Source organism: Chitinophaga sp. RAB17, from assembly GCF_052114225.1.
Lineage (GTDB): Bacteria > Bacteroidota > Bacteroidia > Chitinophagales > Chitinophagaceae > Chitinophaga.
This window is the reverse complement of sequence record NZ_JBFREI010000005.1, coordinates 377,201-393,457: the sequence shown is the minus strand read 5'-3', so window position 1 is coordinate 393,457 and position 16,257 is coordinate 377,201. Positions and strand designations below refer to the sequence as shown.

The window sequence follows — 16,257 nt, the reverse complement described above, 5'->3', positions numbered from 1 at the left end:
GATTTACATAGATGCTCCCCAGATTTTCAGCTGGGATATAGAGAATCCATAATGTCCCTGCCAGCTGCGCAGCATCCGGAACCGGATATATTTATATGGGGGAAGTCCGGGAGGAAAGTCGAACTCCCAGCCGGCGATGGCTAGTTCTCTGTCGCTGGTAGTTTCCGTACCATAGGCTTGTCCGGAAGGTTTGATGACTTCACAGTCACGTAATTTTGTCCAGCTGGCCCAGTTACCGTCCGGCGTGGGGTTATTGGAGCCATATACTTCAAACAGGTGGGGATTACCTCTGATATAAAAGTTACTACCAATTTCCTCGTAAGGGAATATCTTAAACCGGCTAAGAATAGTGCTTTTGCCGAGATTGATGGTAAATGATACCGGGCCGCCGGCAGATTCATCTGTGAAAGCAGATGGCCATCGACTGGCGCCTCGTCCGTCCCACATCATTTCCTGGTTGGTGGAGTACACAAAAACGGCATCATTGGCCAGCTTAACAGTGCTGAAATTCAGTCTGTCCAGCATTTGCTCAAAGATGGGTTTCAGCGTAGCATACAACGTATCTGTATAGTTCAGGAAACGGTCGCGGATGGCAATCGCAAATTTGGTAGCTACCGTGTCCAGTCCGCGTATATTCCTGTTGATGATACTATCTTCTGTGTAAATATTATCCAGGTTGGAATAAGCACCTTTCCCGGTGGTGTCACGGAGTGGCATGATGACCATCGGATACCTGAATTTATTGATGGCCTGTATATTGATACCTCCAAATGTAGCCACTACTTTCATGTTTCTGAATGTCAGTGTAATGGGAGCGACCAATGGTTGTATCGTAATGGTGACTGGTTTGGAGACTTCCTCACCACGATTTACGGCATAGAGCTGTACCTTGTGTTCCAGGGTATCGCCAAAACCGTCCAGTATCATACGGTTCGTATAATAAGATGCTTTTATCTCCCTTTTCCCGTTTTTTCCTACTTCATAAACGGCCTTCACATAGGCCAGGTCGGGGTTGTCCGGAAGTACATAACTGATTTCAGCATAGCCATTATTATTTTGTATCTGTACATGCGACACCTCGCCGGGAGCACCCTTGCTTTGCTCTATGGGGCCGTGCATTTTCTCTTCTTTACAGGAAGAAATAAGTATAGCCGTTAGCGTTATAGCTGATATATGTTTGATAATATGTCTGGTCATTGGATATTATTTTAATAAGAAGAAATTACCATCCCGGATTTTGTACCAGGTTGGGATTTACGCGCATATCTCCTTCTGCTATTGGCCAGAAATAATCTCTTGGAACAACAAAGCGCTGGGAAAAAAGCGTAATGGTTTTGTAATAGAGGCTGGCATCTGATTGGTTGGTATCCCATCCCTGTATATTTCCGTTCAGCTGTACACCGGCTTCTTTCCATCTTCTCAGGTCCCAGAAACGTTGTCCTTCATAGGCGAACTCAATTCCACGTTCCTGGTGGATGATGGCCCTCATGCCATCTTTGGTGGTATATTTGGCCGGGTTGTTAGCGTATTGTGTCCAGGATGACGCCACTGTTTTTAGGCCTGCACGGCTGCGTACCCGGTTGATATATTCATGTACATCTGCCACTGGTCCCTGCGCCTCGTTGAGGGCTTCTGCATAGAGCAGATAAAGGTCGGCCAGGCGGATTTCCGGCCATGCGTAATTCTCGATATAGACAGCATTGCTGGCCTGCCAGATGAATTTTCGATTTACCAGCTTTTTCGGATAATAGCCGGTAACAGGGATAGAAAGACCACTTCCAAACTGTCCTTTTTTTGATTGTACTGTCCATGTATCATTGTCGGAGTTACTTGGGCTGTTGGTCATATACCAGATGCCGCCATCGAAGCCAAGGGAGCTATAGAAGCGTGGTTCGCGATCGAAGTTGATCCTGGCAGTCTGGTAGTTTTCAATCAGGTTGTATTTTTCTTCCGCAACGGCTGTACGCAGCTGGTTAGGGCTGGAGAAGTTCAGGGTTTTATCTTCCTGAACAGGTACGCCGTTTTTGGTATAAAACATACCAACACTTTTCAAGGTAGGCGCCATCACTGCTATTGATCCGGTATTGGTGGATTGCTCAGGGTCAGTGTGTGCCATGGCAAATGCCTGCAGGGCAATGGTAATAGACGTGGTCAACGGCCATATTACCTCGGTGTTCAGCGGTTCTGAAACGGCGCCTCTTAAGCCCAGTTGAATCCTGGTAGTGTCTGTGATATTAAATTCTGATGCGGCAGGAAATTGATACAAGGTGCGGCCGTTGCTTTCGGCTGCAGTGATGGCTTCCTTGCACGCATCGGCAGCACGCTGCCATTTTTCTATGCTGAAGGCAGGGTTGAAGAGCAATGTACCTGTATTATCCTTGAAGTTGGCAAAATCAGGGTTGCCGTTGTACAATGGACTGGCTGCCATTACCAGTACTTTTGCTTTCACCGCTTTGGCAATTACGCGGGTAAGACGGCCCATTTCTGTCGCATTATTTTGAATACGTTCAGGCAGTTTTGCTGCGGCAGTATCCAGCAAGGCGATAATGTAATCTACAGAAGCATCTACCGGTGAACGTTTTACACGCATTTCGCTGATAGGAGCATCTATCGCCAGATTTTTATCAGCAATAACGATCGGGCCATACTGGCGAAGCAAGAGGTAGTGATAGTAAGCTTTTAGAAATTGTACTTCACCAATCCAACGGGTACGCATATCTATTCCCAGGTCAGGTACTTTTTTCAGGTCCTGCACCTGTTCCAGAAATACGTTGCAATCCCTGATAGCACGATAGTAGGAGTTATCTCCGCTCCAGGTGTTTACATATGCTATTGCTTTGTTCTGATTACCTCTTCCTATATTCCACACATAACTGCTGATCCTTACTGTAGGATATTCCATCCACAGTTCATCAGCTCCCATAAAGGCGGGGTTGCTTTCTACGTTTCCATCTGCCGGCAAATAAGAGTAACAGGTAAATAAATATTTTTCGGCTTCACTCGCAGAGTTAAAGGCCAGGTCTACGGTGGCAATGTTATCGGGAGTTACATCCAGGAATGACTTTTTGCAGGCAGGTAAAAAAGCAGATACCAAACCTACACTCACGAGGCCGTATATAAAGTGTTTATATTTCTTTCTGATCATAACAAGATATTTTGAGAAATTAAAATCCAATGAGCGCACCAATGTTATAAACCCGTTGAACAGGGTAGCCAAGGCCATTGCCTCCCATTTCAGGATCCCATAGTTTGAATTTGCTGAAGGTGAGCAGGTTCATGCCGTTGAGGTAAAGTCGGCCGCTATAGATGCCCACACGCTTAAGTAATGTCCTTGGGAAGTTATACCCCAACTCCACCGTTTTAAGACGAAGGAAGGCGCCATTCTGCATCCACCAGGTAGATGACTGGGTGTTATTGATCACATAGGTGTTGCTCAGGCGTGGCCAGAAGGCATAAGAATTACGGTTATCTTCCGACCAGTGATCCTGGGCTACTGCATCCAGCAAACCACTTTGGCCGCCTGGTATTATTTCGTTTGCGTTCAGTGGATTCTGAGGATTGTTTACAAAAGGTGAAATGGAGGCAGGATTGATGAAGAAAGAACTACGTGCAGAACCCTGGAAGAACATACTGAAGTCGAATGCTTTATACCCGGCAGAGAAACCGAAGCCATATAATATTTCCGGGTATTCCGGTAAGCCGATAGGTACGATATCATCAGAGGTGATTTGTCCATCGCCACTTACATCGCGGTATTTAATATCGCCGGCGGCATAGTCGCCGAATTGCCGTGGTGAGTTTGCAACATCTTTTTCATCAATAAACAAGCGTTCAGCGATGAAGCCAAAGCGTTGTTTCAGTGACCATCCGGTGTGAGAAAGATATTTTTTGCCGGGGCCATAATCCGGTTCTTCATTTACCAATAGTTTGCTGGTAGCATAGGTAAATGTTCCGCGGGCCTGTATCCACAAATCGGTACCGTATGATTTTTTATAGTCCAGCGCCAGATCAATCCCGCTGCTCTGCGCTTCACCGGTATTGGCCTGTGGAGTTACCTGCAAACCCACTGTAGATGGTATATCCGCACGGGTCATCAGGATATTTGATCTTTTATTTCTGTAGCCATCTACGGTTAAAGTAAAGGCATTGAATAAGGTGAGGTCCATACCATAGTTCAGTTGCCTGGATAGTTCCCAGGTTACATTATTATTGCCATAGCGGGAAGTGGAAACACCAGGCCGGGAGTAACCGAAACGTTCGCCGAATAAGGCTCCTCTGAGGGGATCATTGAGATTAACCTGTGAAAGGAAAAAGAAACGGTCATTATCATTTCCTATCTGATCATTACCTACCAGTCCATAAGTTGCGCGGAACTTCAGGTTATCTACCACGTTGCGGAGGCCTTTAAAGAACGATTCGTTGGATACCACCCAGCCGGCACCTATAGATGGGAAGAAGCCATATCGTTTACTTGCGGCAAAACGTTCGGATCCATTGTACCCAAAGTTGAATTCAAGCAGGTAGCGGTCATCGAAGCCATAAGTGAATCTTCCACTGAGACCAAGATTTCTTTTAGGCAGTGATAACTGCAGGTTCGTAACGCCACCGGCCAGGTAGTTAAACATGCGTCCGATCAGCATACCGGTTACGTTATGTTTACCGAAAACATCTCCGTAGTTCAACTGGGTTTCCACATAGGTAGTGGTATTTTGTTTTCTTTCGCCGGGAGTGTAGTCCAGGTATTCCGTAGGTGCTTCATTGCCTATTTGTCCGATGCCGGGAATGTTGTTGTTCAGGTGATTGATGCCTGCTACTGTTTTGCCATCTTCTGAAAAAGCCTGGTAGTAGAAAGGATTATATTGCCTGGCTACATCAAAGGCAGAGTAGCGGGTAGTATACGCCATTGCACGGGCACTCAGTCCTTTGAGGATAGCGCTCATATCCTGCGTTAATTGCAGTTGTGCAGTAAGGGTGCTCTTGTTGCTTTGCTGATATCCGCGTACTGCTTCTGCATAAGGATTGATGTACAGATCCCTGGTAGTGCCGGGTATAATGGAATTACCAAACAGGGGATGTTGCGCATAAGGCAGATAGCTTTGTGGATATATAGCGGGAAATGCTACCGGATTGGCGGTGAGTATGCTGGAAACAATTTTGTTGCCGCCACCAACAGGACCATTATAATCATCGAATTGTCCTTTCAGACTCACCAATGCTTTGGTGGATTTAGTGAGATTGAGCGTAACATTGGACAGCACGGAATAATTGCGCAGCTTGATGTTGCTGTTGAAATCATTAATGGGAGCAACTTTCAGCATACCATTATCGATGTTGTAGGTCATCGCTAGGTAGTATTGCAGTTTGTCGCCACCTCCGCTCACATTCATATTATATCGCTGGTTGCTGGTATAATCTTTCAGCATCTGGCTTACCCAGTTATTGTTGGGATACAGCAGCGGATCATCACCTGCGGCGGTATGGTCTATTTTGTTCTGGGAGTAAGGAGCTATTCCCAGTGCATTCCTGGTAAGAGAGGCTTCGTTGGCCAGGCGCATATAGGTGATGTTGTCTGCCAGTTTAAAATTCTGTGTGTTGGCGGAAGTGGAATTTTCTACCCTGAAGTTGAATTTTGTTTTGCCTGATTCTCCCTGCTTGGTGGTTACCAGTACTACGCCATTAGCACCACGTGCACCATAGATAGAAGAGGCTGTGGCATCTTTCAGGATAGAAAAGCCGGAGATGTCATCTGCCTGCAATCTTGCCAGTGCGGTGTTATCACTCTCAATGCCATCAATCATGATGAGTGGATCTACTTTACCGGTACCGAATGAGCCGATGCCACGAATAAAAAACTGTGCATTGTCTGCGCCAGGTTCACCGGAGCGCTGAAAGGAAATGATCCCGGAAATTCTGCCGGCAAGCATCGTAGTAAGATTACTGGTAGGCCCTTTTATCTCTTTAGGATTGATAGAGGTAACAGAACTTACCAGGCTTGTCTTTTTTTGTGTACCAAAGCCTACCACTACCACATCATTCAGCGTAGAGGAGTTGGGCTGCATTTGGATGTTGATAGCGGAGCGGTTGCCGATAGCCACATGTTGAGGCATATAGCCAACAAAAGTAAAAGTAAGCGTATCTTTGCCAGCAGGTACCTGGATAATATAATGTCCCTTTTCATCGGCGCTGGTGCCAGTTTTGGTACCCTTGATAAGCACAGTGGCACCCGGGATTTTATTGCCTTTTTCGTCTGTAATTTCACCCTGTATACTTTTGGCAGATTGGGCAAAAATCAGGCTAGCGCTCAGTAACATTAGCAGCGGGAGCAGGATACATAACCGCTTATATAATGGCGGTACGTAGTAACGAGAATACATTTGTTTCATTTGTTCATGGTTTGTGGTGGAGGTTTGAATAGATTTTTTTTCTTGTCGGTGGAAACTTAGGACCGCAGATAAGGGCATGGAAAATCCTGCTGCAGCGCCGGGGCGTGCAGTGTAGTTGCTGTGTATCTGCAAACGATCATTTATCGGTGTTTACAGGCAAAGCATTCCATGGCCAGGCATTGCCTGGCATCATGCTGAAGGGTAAGTTTTTACATTCGTGGTTTTTACGCTACAAGGGCATAAACATTATCGGAATCAATTGCGTCAATTGCTGCTGCTTACTTTGTCATCCAATTCGTTTGCTTCACTGTGTTACTAAATTTTATTTGGTTGATACTTTATTTCGTGAAGGTAAATATTAATGCTTGCGAGCATTAAAGGATATTAGCAGATTTATAAACGAATTTAGCAAAAGGAAAAATAATACATAAAGTCGTTTAGCTGGAAGTAAATTCTGTGGCGGATTTGAGCATGGAAAATAAAAAGCGGACACAAATTCATCTGAATTTGTGTCCGCTTTTTTATTTTCCGGAGAGGAAATAGTAGCTGTTTATTCCGTGATATTATAAAGCCGGCAAACTTCTCCATAACTCATCCTGGTATAATCGGCGGTGCGTGCATTGGGGACCCCACCCGGAATAATAATGTACCTGATTTTGTTATTGTTTGAAGGGAGTCCACTTGGTAGTATATCACAGATGACTCTTATTTTATTGAGGAATAAGCCGTATTGAAAGCGATACTGAGTATCTGCTCCGCCTATGTTATAATAAATACTCGGCAGTAATTTGGCGATTCCAGCGCCATCCGGATCCGATATAAACTTAACATATACCAGCACTGTTCCTTTGTCAATAATATCGGCTGTAATTTTAGGTGCGGCGATATCAAAATAGAAGGTCTTTTTTCCCGCTCCAACAGAAGTGGTGGAGTTAGTCCAGGGATTGGAATCCATCCAGGAAGAATAGATGATGTTGGCGGTACCCACTGGTCCGGCAGGTCCTACCGGGCCTGCTGCTCCGGCTGGTCCATCGTCACCTTTTTTACAACCGGTAAATATTAACAGGCCACTGATGGCTATCAGGTAAACTGATTTGATGAACTTTTTCATATCTATTGTTTTATAGTGTTGAATGAGATGAGAAAAATCAGCGTTTGGTGAGTGTAAACGTATTCCAGTTGGCATCGCTTACTAACAATCCTTTTATTGTATCGGCAGATAATACACAAAATTCCCTGTAGGTATTATTGGGTGCGGTCCACTGAATATGTAGGGTACCTGCTTTTCTTAGATAAGTACCGTTTTGCAGATTGGTTTTAAATATTTTGCTGGCCTTTGACAGCGGTTTTAAATCCAGTTGAAAGTCACCATAAGTTCCGCCGGGTGTATAGTTGCCGATCCAGGTGGTGTTATCCAATACCTGGTCAGTAGTTTTATTAAGTGTGCCGGTGAGGAAATGCCAGTCCTGTGCCGCCGTGTTTTTAAATTGAGTGAACTGCTCGTTGTTTACCACGAGGGCACTGAATGCAGCTGCCATGCCGGGAAAATTAAGTATAATGGTGGTTTGTTCAAACCGGTAGGTGCCGGTATACTCACCATAGGCATTGCGCAGCACTACGGCGTTATCAGTGGTGAATTCCATGCTGTAGGGAAACGGAGGTTTGTTCGGGTCCTGGTATTCTCCGGTCCATATCGTATTTTTTAAGGATGTTGGTTTAATTTCAGGTTTCGTGGCGGTATCCTTTTTACAACTGCCTGTGGTAATCAGGAGTACCGCCAATAATACCCAAATAGATAATAGCTGTTTCATGACTTTGTGATTGTGATATGAATAATATTCATTACCGCCTCATGGCTGGATGTTGAAGCGTTTGCATACATCAAGGTAGTTGCTGGTGTCAAGCGGTGCCGCCTGCCTCGCCAATACGCCACCGGGAATGATGACATAGCGGAAGTAAATACCATTTAAGTTACTTGAAGAGTAAATGACGATCAATCCTACTCCATATGTAACTTGTATATAAAAGGAGGGCAGGTTTATATAAGGCAATTGCCCATAAAATCCTGCCCCGTTGGAAAAATAAGTAAGCACCACACTTTTCTCCAATACTTCTTTTGTCAGTTTGGGAACATGCCATATGGCACTGATTCCGCTGAATGTATTGTTCCAGTTTGAATAAATCACATTGGGGCTGCCAACGGGGCCCTGAGGGCCGGTATCACCTTTATCGCCCTGTGGCCCTTCGGGGCCGGTTTTTTCGCAGGAAGCAACTGCCATACTGATAATGGCAGCTGCTATCAGGAGGATTGTTTTCATTACTGATATTTTAGGAGCTAAGAATATTGCACAGGGCAGCATGTTACAGCAGGCTGACATGAACAAAACTGCCCTGTTGGAAATGGTTTTTATTCACTTCTAACGTTATTAGTCGCGATGCAAATGAGGGAGGGAAACAAATGAACGCGGATTATTTTAATTTCCGGTACAACAGATATGCAAAGAGGAGCAGGAGGATTCCGGCAGAGATAAAAAGGGAGATAGAGCTGTCTTTTGTATGGGGTGGTTCCTGTAAAGGGGTGGTATCTCCCAGCAGGATACTGGCAGCCCAGAAATAAGGTAGTTGGTTACTGTTATCATGATCTGCCAGGAATTGCAGTTTGGCCCGCTGCAAGGCGATGTCTTTGGGCAGTCCCTGACTCAGCAGGCGATGGAATTTTTCTGTTAATTCGTAAGTGGCTTTATTGTCAATCTGCCACAGTGTAGTAATAATTGCAGGGATACCGGTAAGGGTGAATCCACGTGCCAGGCTTAGCACTCCTTCTCCTTTGGCGTGTTGGCCAATGCCGGCTTCGCAGGCCGACAGGATAATGAGTGCAGTAACGGAGTCCTGCACCAGTTGGAGTTCTGAGAGGTAAAGGGCAGAATCTGCGAGGTATAGCACCGGCTCTTTATCCTGGTTGCCGGCGCTGGCATGTGAATACAATTGTACGATCCGACTCCCGGGCAAATGAGTGAGAAATTGTTGGCGGGTGGCGGTTGCTGCTGACAGGCAAAGCGGGGTATGATAATATTGCCGGATGTTTTGCAGAGAAAGGTCTGCCCCTGTAAGCGCGGCCAGCTGCAGATGTGGGGCATAACTTACAGGCGCAATACCCAGGAAGCCATGGCTGCCCGCAGTACTTTCCGGCGGTATTTTCATTAAAGAACGGGCGGCATAAGTATAGCTGAAGGCATAACGTTTCACCAGGAAGCTCATGGGGTCAGCAGGGTCTGATTGCAGTACTTCAAACGGAAGCAGGTATTCATCTGGAGATATGATGATACTGCTATCGGAGAGTTGTAATGGTTTGAACAGCTGTTTATATAGCTGATGTGCCAGCAGGCGATAGCGCTGGTATTGCTGTTCCCGCATAGACGCCGTGGTGCATAGTTGCATGAGCTCCAGTACTTCCCGGCTGTTAAAGACTGTTTTCAGCAGTTTGCATTCAGTGGCAGAAATAGACAACATATATACGGAGCTGTCTGTGGTGAAGTACTCCGCCAGTGATTTTCCATGAGCCGATAAATATTTTCGTATATCCGATACGGTATAAACCACCGTGTCATATTTATATTGATAATAAGCGGGGTATTTTTTTTCCAGGTCTTTGATGGCTCTTTCCAAAGCATCACGGGCGCTGAGTAGCTGTGTATAAGTTCGCTGATAGGCAGGTGTATTGGGTTTGATCAAATCCAGTTGTTGCTGCAATGAAATAATATGTATACGCAATGTTTGCTCGTTGGAAATGTCTGCTGTTGACAAATACTTCCTGGCGCCTAATTCATTCAGTTTATCATTCAGTAATACGGCACGGCTTTTTTCAAAGAAATGAAACGCTGCGGTAGTGTTCTGGAGCAGGTAGCAGGTTTCAATGGCCTGTTCATACATTTTCCGGGTCTGGTTTCGCCAGAATAACCTGGAAGGATCGCCATATTGTTTCCAGCGCATCAGGTCAACCGCTTTATCTGCGGCCAGAAATGCGCGCAGGGCATCATGCAGCCACATGCTGTCTTTTGAGGTATGATACATTGCCAGCAGCGATTCTCCCTTGTTGGCTAACAGCGTGGATACATAATAATCATTGGCAATCCCTTTCAGCATTTGATCATCAGGATTGTTCTGCAGGGTGGTATCTGTGAAATGCACAGGTAATGCATTCAATCCTTTCTGATAGTAACGCAGTGCTTTTGGGTACTGATGTAACCGCCAGTAGGCGGAGCCGAGATTATTATATACGCCGGCCAGCACATATGGGTCGCCTGACTTTATGGCCAGCTGTATGCCTTGCTGGTAATAGCGGATAGCGCCAACAGCATCTTTCATTTCATCGTTGTACAGGTAGCCCATATCCAGCATATTCAGGGCACATTGGTCCCAACGCTCCAGCCGTTGATTTACCTTAAATGCCTGCTGATAAAAAGCAATTGCAGCGTTGAACTTTTTTTCCTTGCCCAGGATACCGGCATAGATGGTAAAACAGGTGGCCTGGTGTTCAGGTGGAGCATTGGCAGGTAATATTTGTAAGGCTCTCCGGATGTTTTGCGTGGCGGCTATCGTATCGTTGAGTGCCACCTGTGATTGTGCCTTCTGCGCCAGCAATGCCACTTCAGACAGGGTATCCTGTCTGCGTGCAGCTACGGCTATGCCCATATCGGCGGTTTCAATGCTTTTCTGATAGTCTCCGGTGCCGTAAAGTGAAAAAGCTTTTCTTTCAAATGCCATCATGGCAATGGCTGTTTTCTCCGGGTACTTTACACCAATGAGGATACAGCTATCAAAATAATGAAGCGACTCAGGGTATAGGTAGAGCGTATTATAAAACAAACCAAGGTTGAAATAACTATTGGCCAGAAAGGATGGTTGTGCACCTTTACTATGGCTATTTACATCTATGGCCTCCCTGGTATAGCGAATAGCTTTTACCCAGTCGCCCTGCAGGCGGTAAAGATTTCCCAGGCGATGTACAATCCGTGCATATACACTGTCTTTGGCGGGAAGACATTGCCGGCAAAGTTTTAGCAGCGAGTCCAGCTGCTGTATTTTTGTTTCGTTGCCGGTATCATTATTTTGTTCAATAGCAGTAATACGATCTATGAATACTGCCGGGGCAGGGCATTGGGAAGAGGCATAAAAAGGGCTCAACAGGCAGCAAAGTATCAGTAGCTGCCTGTATAATATTTTCCCGGGGATGATTACCTGCATGCCATCGCGCATACGTTATCTGGGTCTTATAAATCGGCCTTCGCGGACCTGTTTTTTAGCACTTAGTCTGGGTGCTGTTAGCACAGCAGTACCAAGTGCGGTGATGAATTGTGTTTTATTAAGTTTTTTCTTGTATAATGTTTGCTTGCAGATAGCACCTATTTTACCTGTAGCGATAGCAGTAGCGAAAGAAGAGCCGGAGATATACACCTCATTTAATACCAGGGGTACTTTGAACTTCAAAAAGCCATCTGCTGCCAGATCTGCTTTCACTCCCAGATCGACCAGGCTGTCCGAATAATTTTGCGTAGGACTTACCGTAGTGTCGTTAACGGTAGTTACTACCAGGATATTATTATTAGTGCCGCCAAGGCAGGCCGGGAAAAAATGATGGTATTTCAGATCCCGTAAATCTGTTTCCTTAATACCACTTAGTTTGCCTTTATTATCTTCTGCTTCTATTCTGTTGCCGGCGGCAGTTATGAAGAGGATGCCGCGTGCTGCCAGATCTTGTGTAATGAGCGAATCAATAGGGTAGTAGGGAGATGGAAAACTATAGTTACTATAGAATCCCCAGCTCGCATTGATGATTTTTGCATCGTGGCTGGCAGCATAATTCAGTGCGCAAATGATGTCAAATAAGTTGCCATTGCCGTTGCTATCATGTGTTTTCAGCACCATGAGCTGCAGGTTATTACCTGGTCGCCGCTGGAATTCATTGATGATAAACTGGCTGATGATAGTACCGTGAGCCGCTGGATTATTATCCTGGATATTGGCGCTGTGGTCCACAAAATTCCAGCCATGGAGGTCACCTGTGTAACAGTTTCTGTCCACAGCAGGATTGGTCCAAAGGTAGCTGGCAAAACTGATGGTAGTATCTACGCCGGTATCCAGTAAAGCCACGATAACATTATCACCACCGTTATTGGCGGCCGGAGGTAGTTTTCTTTTGATGTCGGCAGGTATATATTGTTCCGTTGGGATGTCTACATGGTAATTCTGGGTGTAATAGGCCAGTGAATCTTCTCCCACACCTTTGGAGCCATTGCCTGTACTGGCACCGCCTTTTACACCGTCTGCATGAACAAACGTATGTATATCGGTGGCCTGCCATAATTCCACTACTGCCGTGCAACTATTACAACGTTGAGTCCGGATACTGTCTGAATTGTTGCCGATATAAGCGTTGATACGGGTTTTGAGCGCGGTGATCTCCGCCGGTGTGGGCGTTTTTTTAAAGTAGATCACCAGTTCGTTGGGTTTGTATTCGGGGGCTTTATACGGACTATCAGTTTTATGCGGTGGCGTCGCTTTATTTTGCTCCGGATACGACTGTTCTTTCCGGGTGGAATCTGATTTTTGCTCGTTAGCCCCACCGTTACAGGCTTGTAGTAAAACGAAAAGCATGCCTGCATAACACAGGTGCATAGGGTTTAACTGAAGAGGTTTCATGTTTACATTTTTTTAAGCCATTGAATAGCTTGTTTGTTGCCGGGCAATTTCCTGTCGCGTACTTCTTCCAGCAAGAGTTTTGCCTGCTGCCGGTCTCCGGGGCTGTTACGTCTCATGAGTGCAAGGGCTTTGTAAAACGGGCCTGGATTGGCATACAGCGGATACTTTATTAACGTATCAAATGTAGCCACTGCTTTGTCGTATTTATTACTGATCAGGTAAACAAGGCCCAAATACCTGGTAGCATCCGGGGCAATAGCTTCCTGTTGGGTAAGCGATTGGAATATTTTTTCGGCACGGTCGTAGTCTTTGTTATTATAAGCGGCTATACCACTTTGAAGACTGTCGCTGCCACTATGCATAGTAACGCTCAGCTGCTGCAGGTCTGTTTGGATATATTGTCCGGCGAGTTGTTGAGGAGAAGGCGCTTTAAAAATAAAGAACCATCCCAGCAGGATTAAAAGACAGGCAGCGGCAGCAGTGATATAATAGAACAGCTTACCACGAGTTTTTTCAGCTGTTGCAGCCACATTGGCTGTTTGTGCATGGCGCTCCGTGAACAATTGTTTTTTCTGTTCATACAACTGTTGCTGTAAGGAATCCCGTGCACTCAGGTAAAAGGCGATCTCTTTTGCAAAGTCGGGATCTGCAACACAGCGTTGTTCAAACGTCTGCTTCTCCGCTGCCGATAAAGCGCCGGAGAAATAATCGTCAATATAGTGCAATGTTTCATTCATAAAACCGGTTGAGCGGTAGCATTTTTTCTTTTAGTTTTTCCATGCACCTACGCCTGCTGACTTTTACTACATCGGCAGAATTATACTGTAATTCCGTAGCAATTTCTTTATCACTGTAACCATCTTCAAACAGCAACAATAGCTGCTTGCACTTTTCCCCCAGGTCTGCCAGGCTTTTTTGTAACAGGGAGCGGTTGCTGTTGTCTATCAGTTGCTGTACAATGTTGCGGGCATTATCCGGCAACAGCGTCAACAGTGAGTCTATGCTGTAAGTTTGATGTACCCTCCCTTTATTAGTCGTTGTTTTTCGTTTTATGTCAACACATTTATTAAGAAATATCTGGTAGGTGTATGATTTTAGGGAAGACCTGCCTTCAAAGCGGGCATGAACGATATTGTCAATGACACTGATAATGGCGTCAGAATAGGCACTGGCGCTTTCCTCTGCAGGGAGACTGTATTTTCGCATGCCTTCTCCAATCAGATAATGGAAGTGGTCATACAATTGTTTTTCATAAATGCGCCTTTGCGGGCCACCTGATTGCAATCCGGCAAGGATTTTCTGTTCCTGGTCATGATATGCTTGCGGGGATGTCATAAGATGAATATAGGAAACGGGGGAATAGTATGCTGTAATATACTGTAAAAAAACAATATTTTTACCCACTCTATCAGCCTATGAAACATATTCTCTTATTATCTATTGCTACTGGGTTATCCGGTTGTAATATTCCGGGACAGGGTTTGTCTATGATGATAATAAGATGAGTAAGCCGGAGCTAGTCAATTTGATCAGCCCCAGCTATCGTTGAATATGGGGTGTTATGGCGTAACATATTTGATCTCGAAGAAACTGAACGCTGCATTCTCTTTTTCACCGCCCATATAGTTGAGACCCGGTCTCGGGCTGCGGTCCCATTGCGGCAGAAAGCCGATGGGGTAAGATTTTTGGTCCGGTGCCAGTTCATTCCAGTTAGTGCCCTGTTTCCAATACATTCTGCAGGTAAAATCGGGGGATACGATCATCTTCAGGTATACAGGCAGCTGCGTTTGTTGAATTTTCTGTTCGTTCAGCACGGCTCTTTTTCCATTTTTCGAAATCCAGCATTCCACTTTATCTCCCCGTACGGCAATGCCCAGGGCAGCTGTAGCATCACCATATATGATCAATCCTTTGGCAGCGGGATTATTATTTAATATCGCCGTACTGATCTCATAGGATGCGCTGAATGGCCGTACCGTAAGTGCTACGCCAGCAGGATTGTTGTCGCTGTATTTTCCGGACAGGTATAACTTTCCATTTGCCTGTTTGAAATCGGGTTGCATGTTTCTAAAGTCCCATTGCCAGAATATTTTTTTTGTTGGTGTTGAAAAATCATAATGGAAAGATGTGTTTGGCTGGCTTTTCAGGGAACTGGAAATATGGCTGAACACCGGCCACTGTTGGGCATCCCAGGATAGGGCCGCTATGATGCCTTCTCTCCCAGTAAATACATTACTGGCTTTATTGTAGGCATGATATATATACCGGTAGTTGCCTTTCGTATCCTGTACAAAGGTGCCATGACCGGGGCATTTCCAATCCCGGCTGTCCGACAACACGGGGTTGGCTGCATCCTCCTCATAAGGTCCTGTGATAGAGAGGGCGCGGGCCACGCGTACATGATAGGTGCAGGATACACCACAACAGTTACCTGCGGAGTAAAAGAGGTAATAATATTTATCTTTCTTTATGATGCTTTGTCCTTCTATACCCATGCGCTGCTCGTCTTTGAGGAGTGTGAAAGGATCACCCGTGAGGGAAAGGCCATCATCAGATAGTTTGCTGCCCAGGATTTCAATGGGTCTTTTATCCAGACCATATGCTTTCCAGGTAATGTATAGTTGTCCGTTGTCGTTGAATACAAATGCATCGATAGACTCATGGCCATATGCAATCAGCACGCCATGATCTTTGAATCCATGATCGGGAAACGCGGAAGTGGCCACGCCGATGCAGGAAACGCCATCACTTTTTCGTTTAGCCGTATAATAAACGTAGTAGGTATTGTGGTGAAAGAAATACTCCGGCGCCCAGAAGGAAGCAACGGTCCAGGAGGGAGGCGTATCAAATAAAAAGCCTGTTTGTTCCCATTGTTGCAGGTTGTTGGACTTGAAAATCGGGAAGTGAGGTCCCCATTCACTGGAAGTACCGATTGCGTAATAGCTATTCCCCTGCCGGATAATGGACGGATCCGCAAAATCGCCCGGAATATTTGCGGGTGCCTGCTGTGCCATGGATGCTGCTGCGTTTAAAATAGTGATGATAACTGCCGTTAAAAATTTTAATTTCATCTTTATAATTCTGGTGGAGACAAAAATAGGCCGTTATGTCTACGCTAATTCATTAAAGCATCTCATTTGTTCGCGTTATAATCTCATTGTTAAACGCGAACGCA

General features: G+C 45.5%; 11 protein-coding genes. All 11 read right to left on the bottom strand.

All coding sequences use genetic code 11. The annotated features are described in order from the left end of the window. Positions 1 to 3: 3 nt before the first annotated feature. On the bottom strand, positions 4 to 1,197 hold the full coding sequence (locus AB4Z08_RS19460; RefSeq protein WP_441575435.1) for a DUF5000 domain-containing lipoprotein: 1,194 nt from the start codon (positions 1,195 to 1,197) through the stop codon (positions 4 to 6). Between the two features lie 25 nt (positions 1,198 to 1,222). Next, complete coding sequence (locus AB4Z08_RS19455; RefSeq protein WP_441575434.1) at positions 1,223 to 3,145, bottom strand: RagB/SusD family nutrient uptake outer membrane protein; 1,923 nt, start codon at positions 3,143 to 3,145, stop codon at positions 1,223 to 1,225. Between the two features lie 19 nt (positions 3,146 to 3,164). Continuing rightward, positions 3,165 to 6,383: a SusC/RagA family TonB-linked outer membrane protein gene (locus AB4Z08_RS19450; protein WP_441575433.1), complete on the bottom strand. Its 3,219-nt coding sequence runs from the start codon at positions 6,381 to 6,383 to the stop codon at positions 3,165 to 3,167. A 550-nt stretch (positions 6,384 to 6,933) separates the two neighbouring features. Beyond that, positions 6,934 to 7,494 (bottom strand): collagen-like triple helix repeat-containing protein, encoded by a 561-nt coding sequence (locus AB4Z08_RS19445; protein WP_441575432.1) that lies wholly within the window; start codon positions 7,492 to 7,494, stop codon positions 6,934 to 6,936. A 37-nt stretch (positions 7,495 to 7,531) separates the two neighbouring features. Continuing rightward, positions 7,532 to 8,194 (bottom strand): hypothetical protein, encoded by a 663-nt coding sequence (locus AB4Z08_RS19440; protein ID WP_441575431.1) that lies wholly within the window; start codon positions 8,192 to 8,194, stop codon positions 7,532 to 7,534. A gap of 39 nt (positions 8,195 to 8,233) precedes the next feature. Further along, the gene (locus tag AB4Z08_RS19435; protein ID WP_441575430.1) at positions 8,234 to 8,701 is read right to left on the bottom strand and encodes a collagen-like triple helix repeat-containing protein; all 468 of its coding nucleotides are present in this window, start codon (positions 8,699 to 8,701) and stop codon (positions 8,234 to 8,236) included. A 151-nt stretch (positions 8,702 to 8,852) separates the two neighbouring features. Further along, positions 8,853 to 11,639 carry a CHAT domain-containing protein gene (locus tag AB4Z08_RS19430; protein ID WP_441575429.1) on the bottom strand — a complete coding sequence of 929 codons (2,787 nt, stop codon included), beginning with the start codon at positions 11,637 to 11,639 and terminating at the stop codon, positions 8,853 to 8,855. Positions 11,640 to 11,642: 3 nt separating this feature from the next. After that, on the bottom strand, positions 11,643 to 13,082 hold the full coding sequence (locus tag AB4Z08_RS19425; RefSeq protein ID WP_441575428.1) for a S8 family serine peptidase: 1,440 nt from the start codon (positions 13,080 to 13,082) through the stop codon (positions 11,643 to 11,645). Positions 13,083 to 13,084: 2 nt separating this feature from the next. Further along, positions 13,085 to 13,819: a hypothetical protein gene (locus AB4Z08_RS19420; RefSeq protein WP_441575427.1), complete on the bottom strand. Its 735-nt coding sequence runs from the start codon at positions 13,817 to 13,819 to the stop codon at positions 13,085 to 13,087. Then, positions 13,812 to 14,417 (bottom strand): RNA polymerase sigma factor, encoded by a 606-nt coding sequence (locus AB4Z08_RS19415; protein ID WP_441575426.1) that lies wholly within the window; start codon positions 14,415 to 14,417, stop codon positions 13,812 to 13,814. The genes AB4Z08_RS19420 and AB4Z08_RS19415 overlap by 8 nt, the downstream gene beginning before the upstream one ends. 224 nt (positions 14,418 to 14,641) lie before the next feature. Then, positions 14,642 to 16,153: a glycoside hydrolase family 43 protein gene (locus tag AB4Z08_RS19410; RefSeq protein ID WP_441575425.1), complete on the bottom strand. Its 1,512-nt coding sequence runs from the start codon at positions 16,151 to 16,153 to the stop codon at positions 14,642 to 14,644. Between the last annotated feature and the right edge of the window lie 104 nt (positions 16,154 to 16,257).

What these genes read in the sequence shown, in the direction of transcription:
- AB4Z08_RS19460 (WP_441575435.1), bottom strand. Translation starts at nt 1,197, where the DNA reads ATGACCAGACATATTATCAAACATATATCAGCTATAACGCTAACGGCT.
- AB4Z08_RS19455 (WP_441575434.1), bottom strand. Translation starts at nt 3,145, where the DNA reads ATGATCAGAAAGAAATATAAACACTTTATATACGGCCTCGTGAGTGTA.
- AB4Z08_RS19450 (WP_441575433.1), bottom strand. Translation starts at nt 6,383, where the DNA reads ATGAAACAAATGTATTCTCGTTACTACGTACCGCCATTATATAAGCGG.
- AB4Z08_RS19445 (WP_441575432.1), bottom strand. Translation starts at nt 7,494, where the DNA reads ATGAAAAAGTTCATCAAATCAGTTTACCTGATAGCCATCAGTGGCCTG.
- AB4Z08_RS19440 (WP_441575431.1), bottom strand. Translation starts at nt 8,194, where the DNA reads ATGAAACAGCTATTATCTATTTGGGTATTATTGGCGGTACTCCTGATT.
- AB4Z08_RS19435 (WP_441575430.1), bottom strand. Translation starts at nt 8,701, where the DNA reads ATGAAAACAATCCTCCTGATAGCAGCTGCCATTATCAGTATGGCAGTT.
- AB4Z08_RS19430 (WP_441575429.1), bottom strand. Translation starts at nt 11,639, where the DNA reads ATGCGCGATGGCATGCAGGTAATCATCCCCGGGAAAATATTATACAGG.
- AB4Z08_RS19425 (WP_441575428.1), bottom strand. Translation starts at nt 13,082, where the DNA reads ATGAAACCTCTTCAGTTAAACCCTATGCACCTGTGTTATGCAGGCATG.
- AB4Z08_RS19420 (WP_441575427.1), bottom strand. Translation starts at nt 13,819, where the DNA reads ATGAATGAAACATTGCACTATATTGACGATTATTTCTCCGGCGCTTTA.
- AB4Z08_RS19415 (WP_441575426.1), bottom strand. Translation starts at nt 14,417, where the DNA reads ATGACATCCCCGCAAGCATATCATGACCAGGAACAGAAAATCCTTGCC.
- AB4Z08_RS19410 (WP_441575425.1), bottom strand. Translation starts at nt 16,153, where the DNA reads ATGAAATTAAAATTTTTAACGGCAGTTATCATCACTATTTTAAACGCA.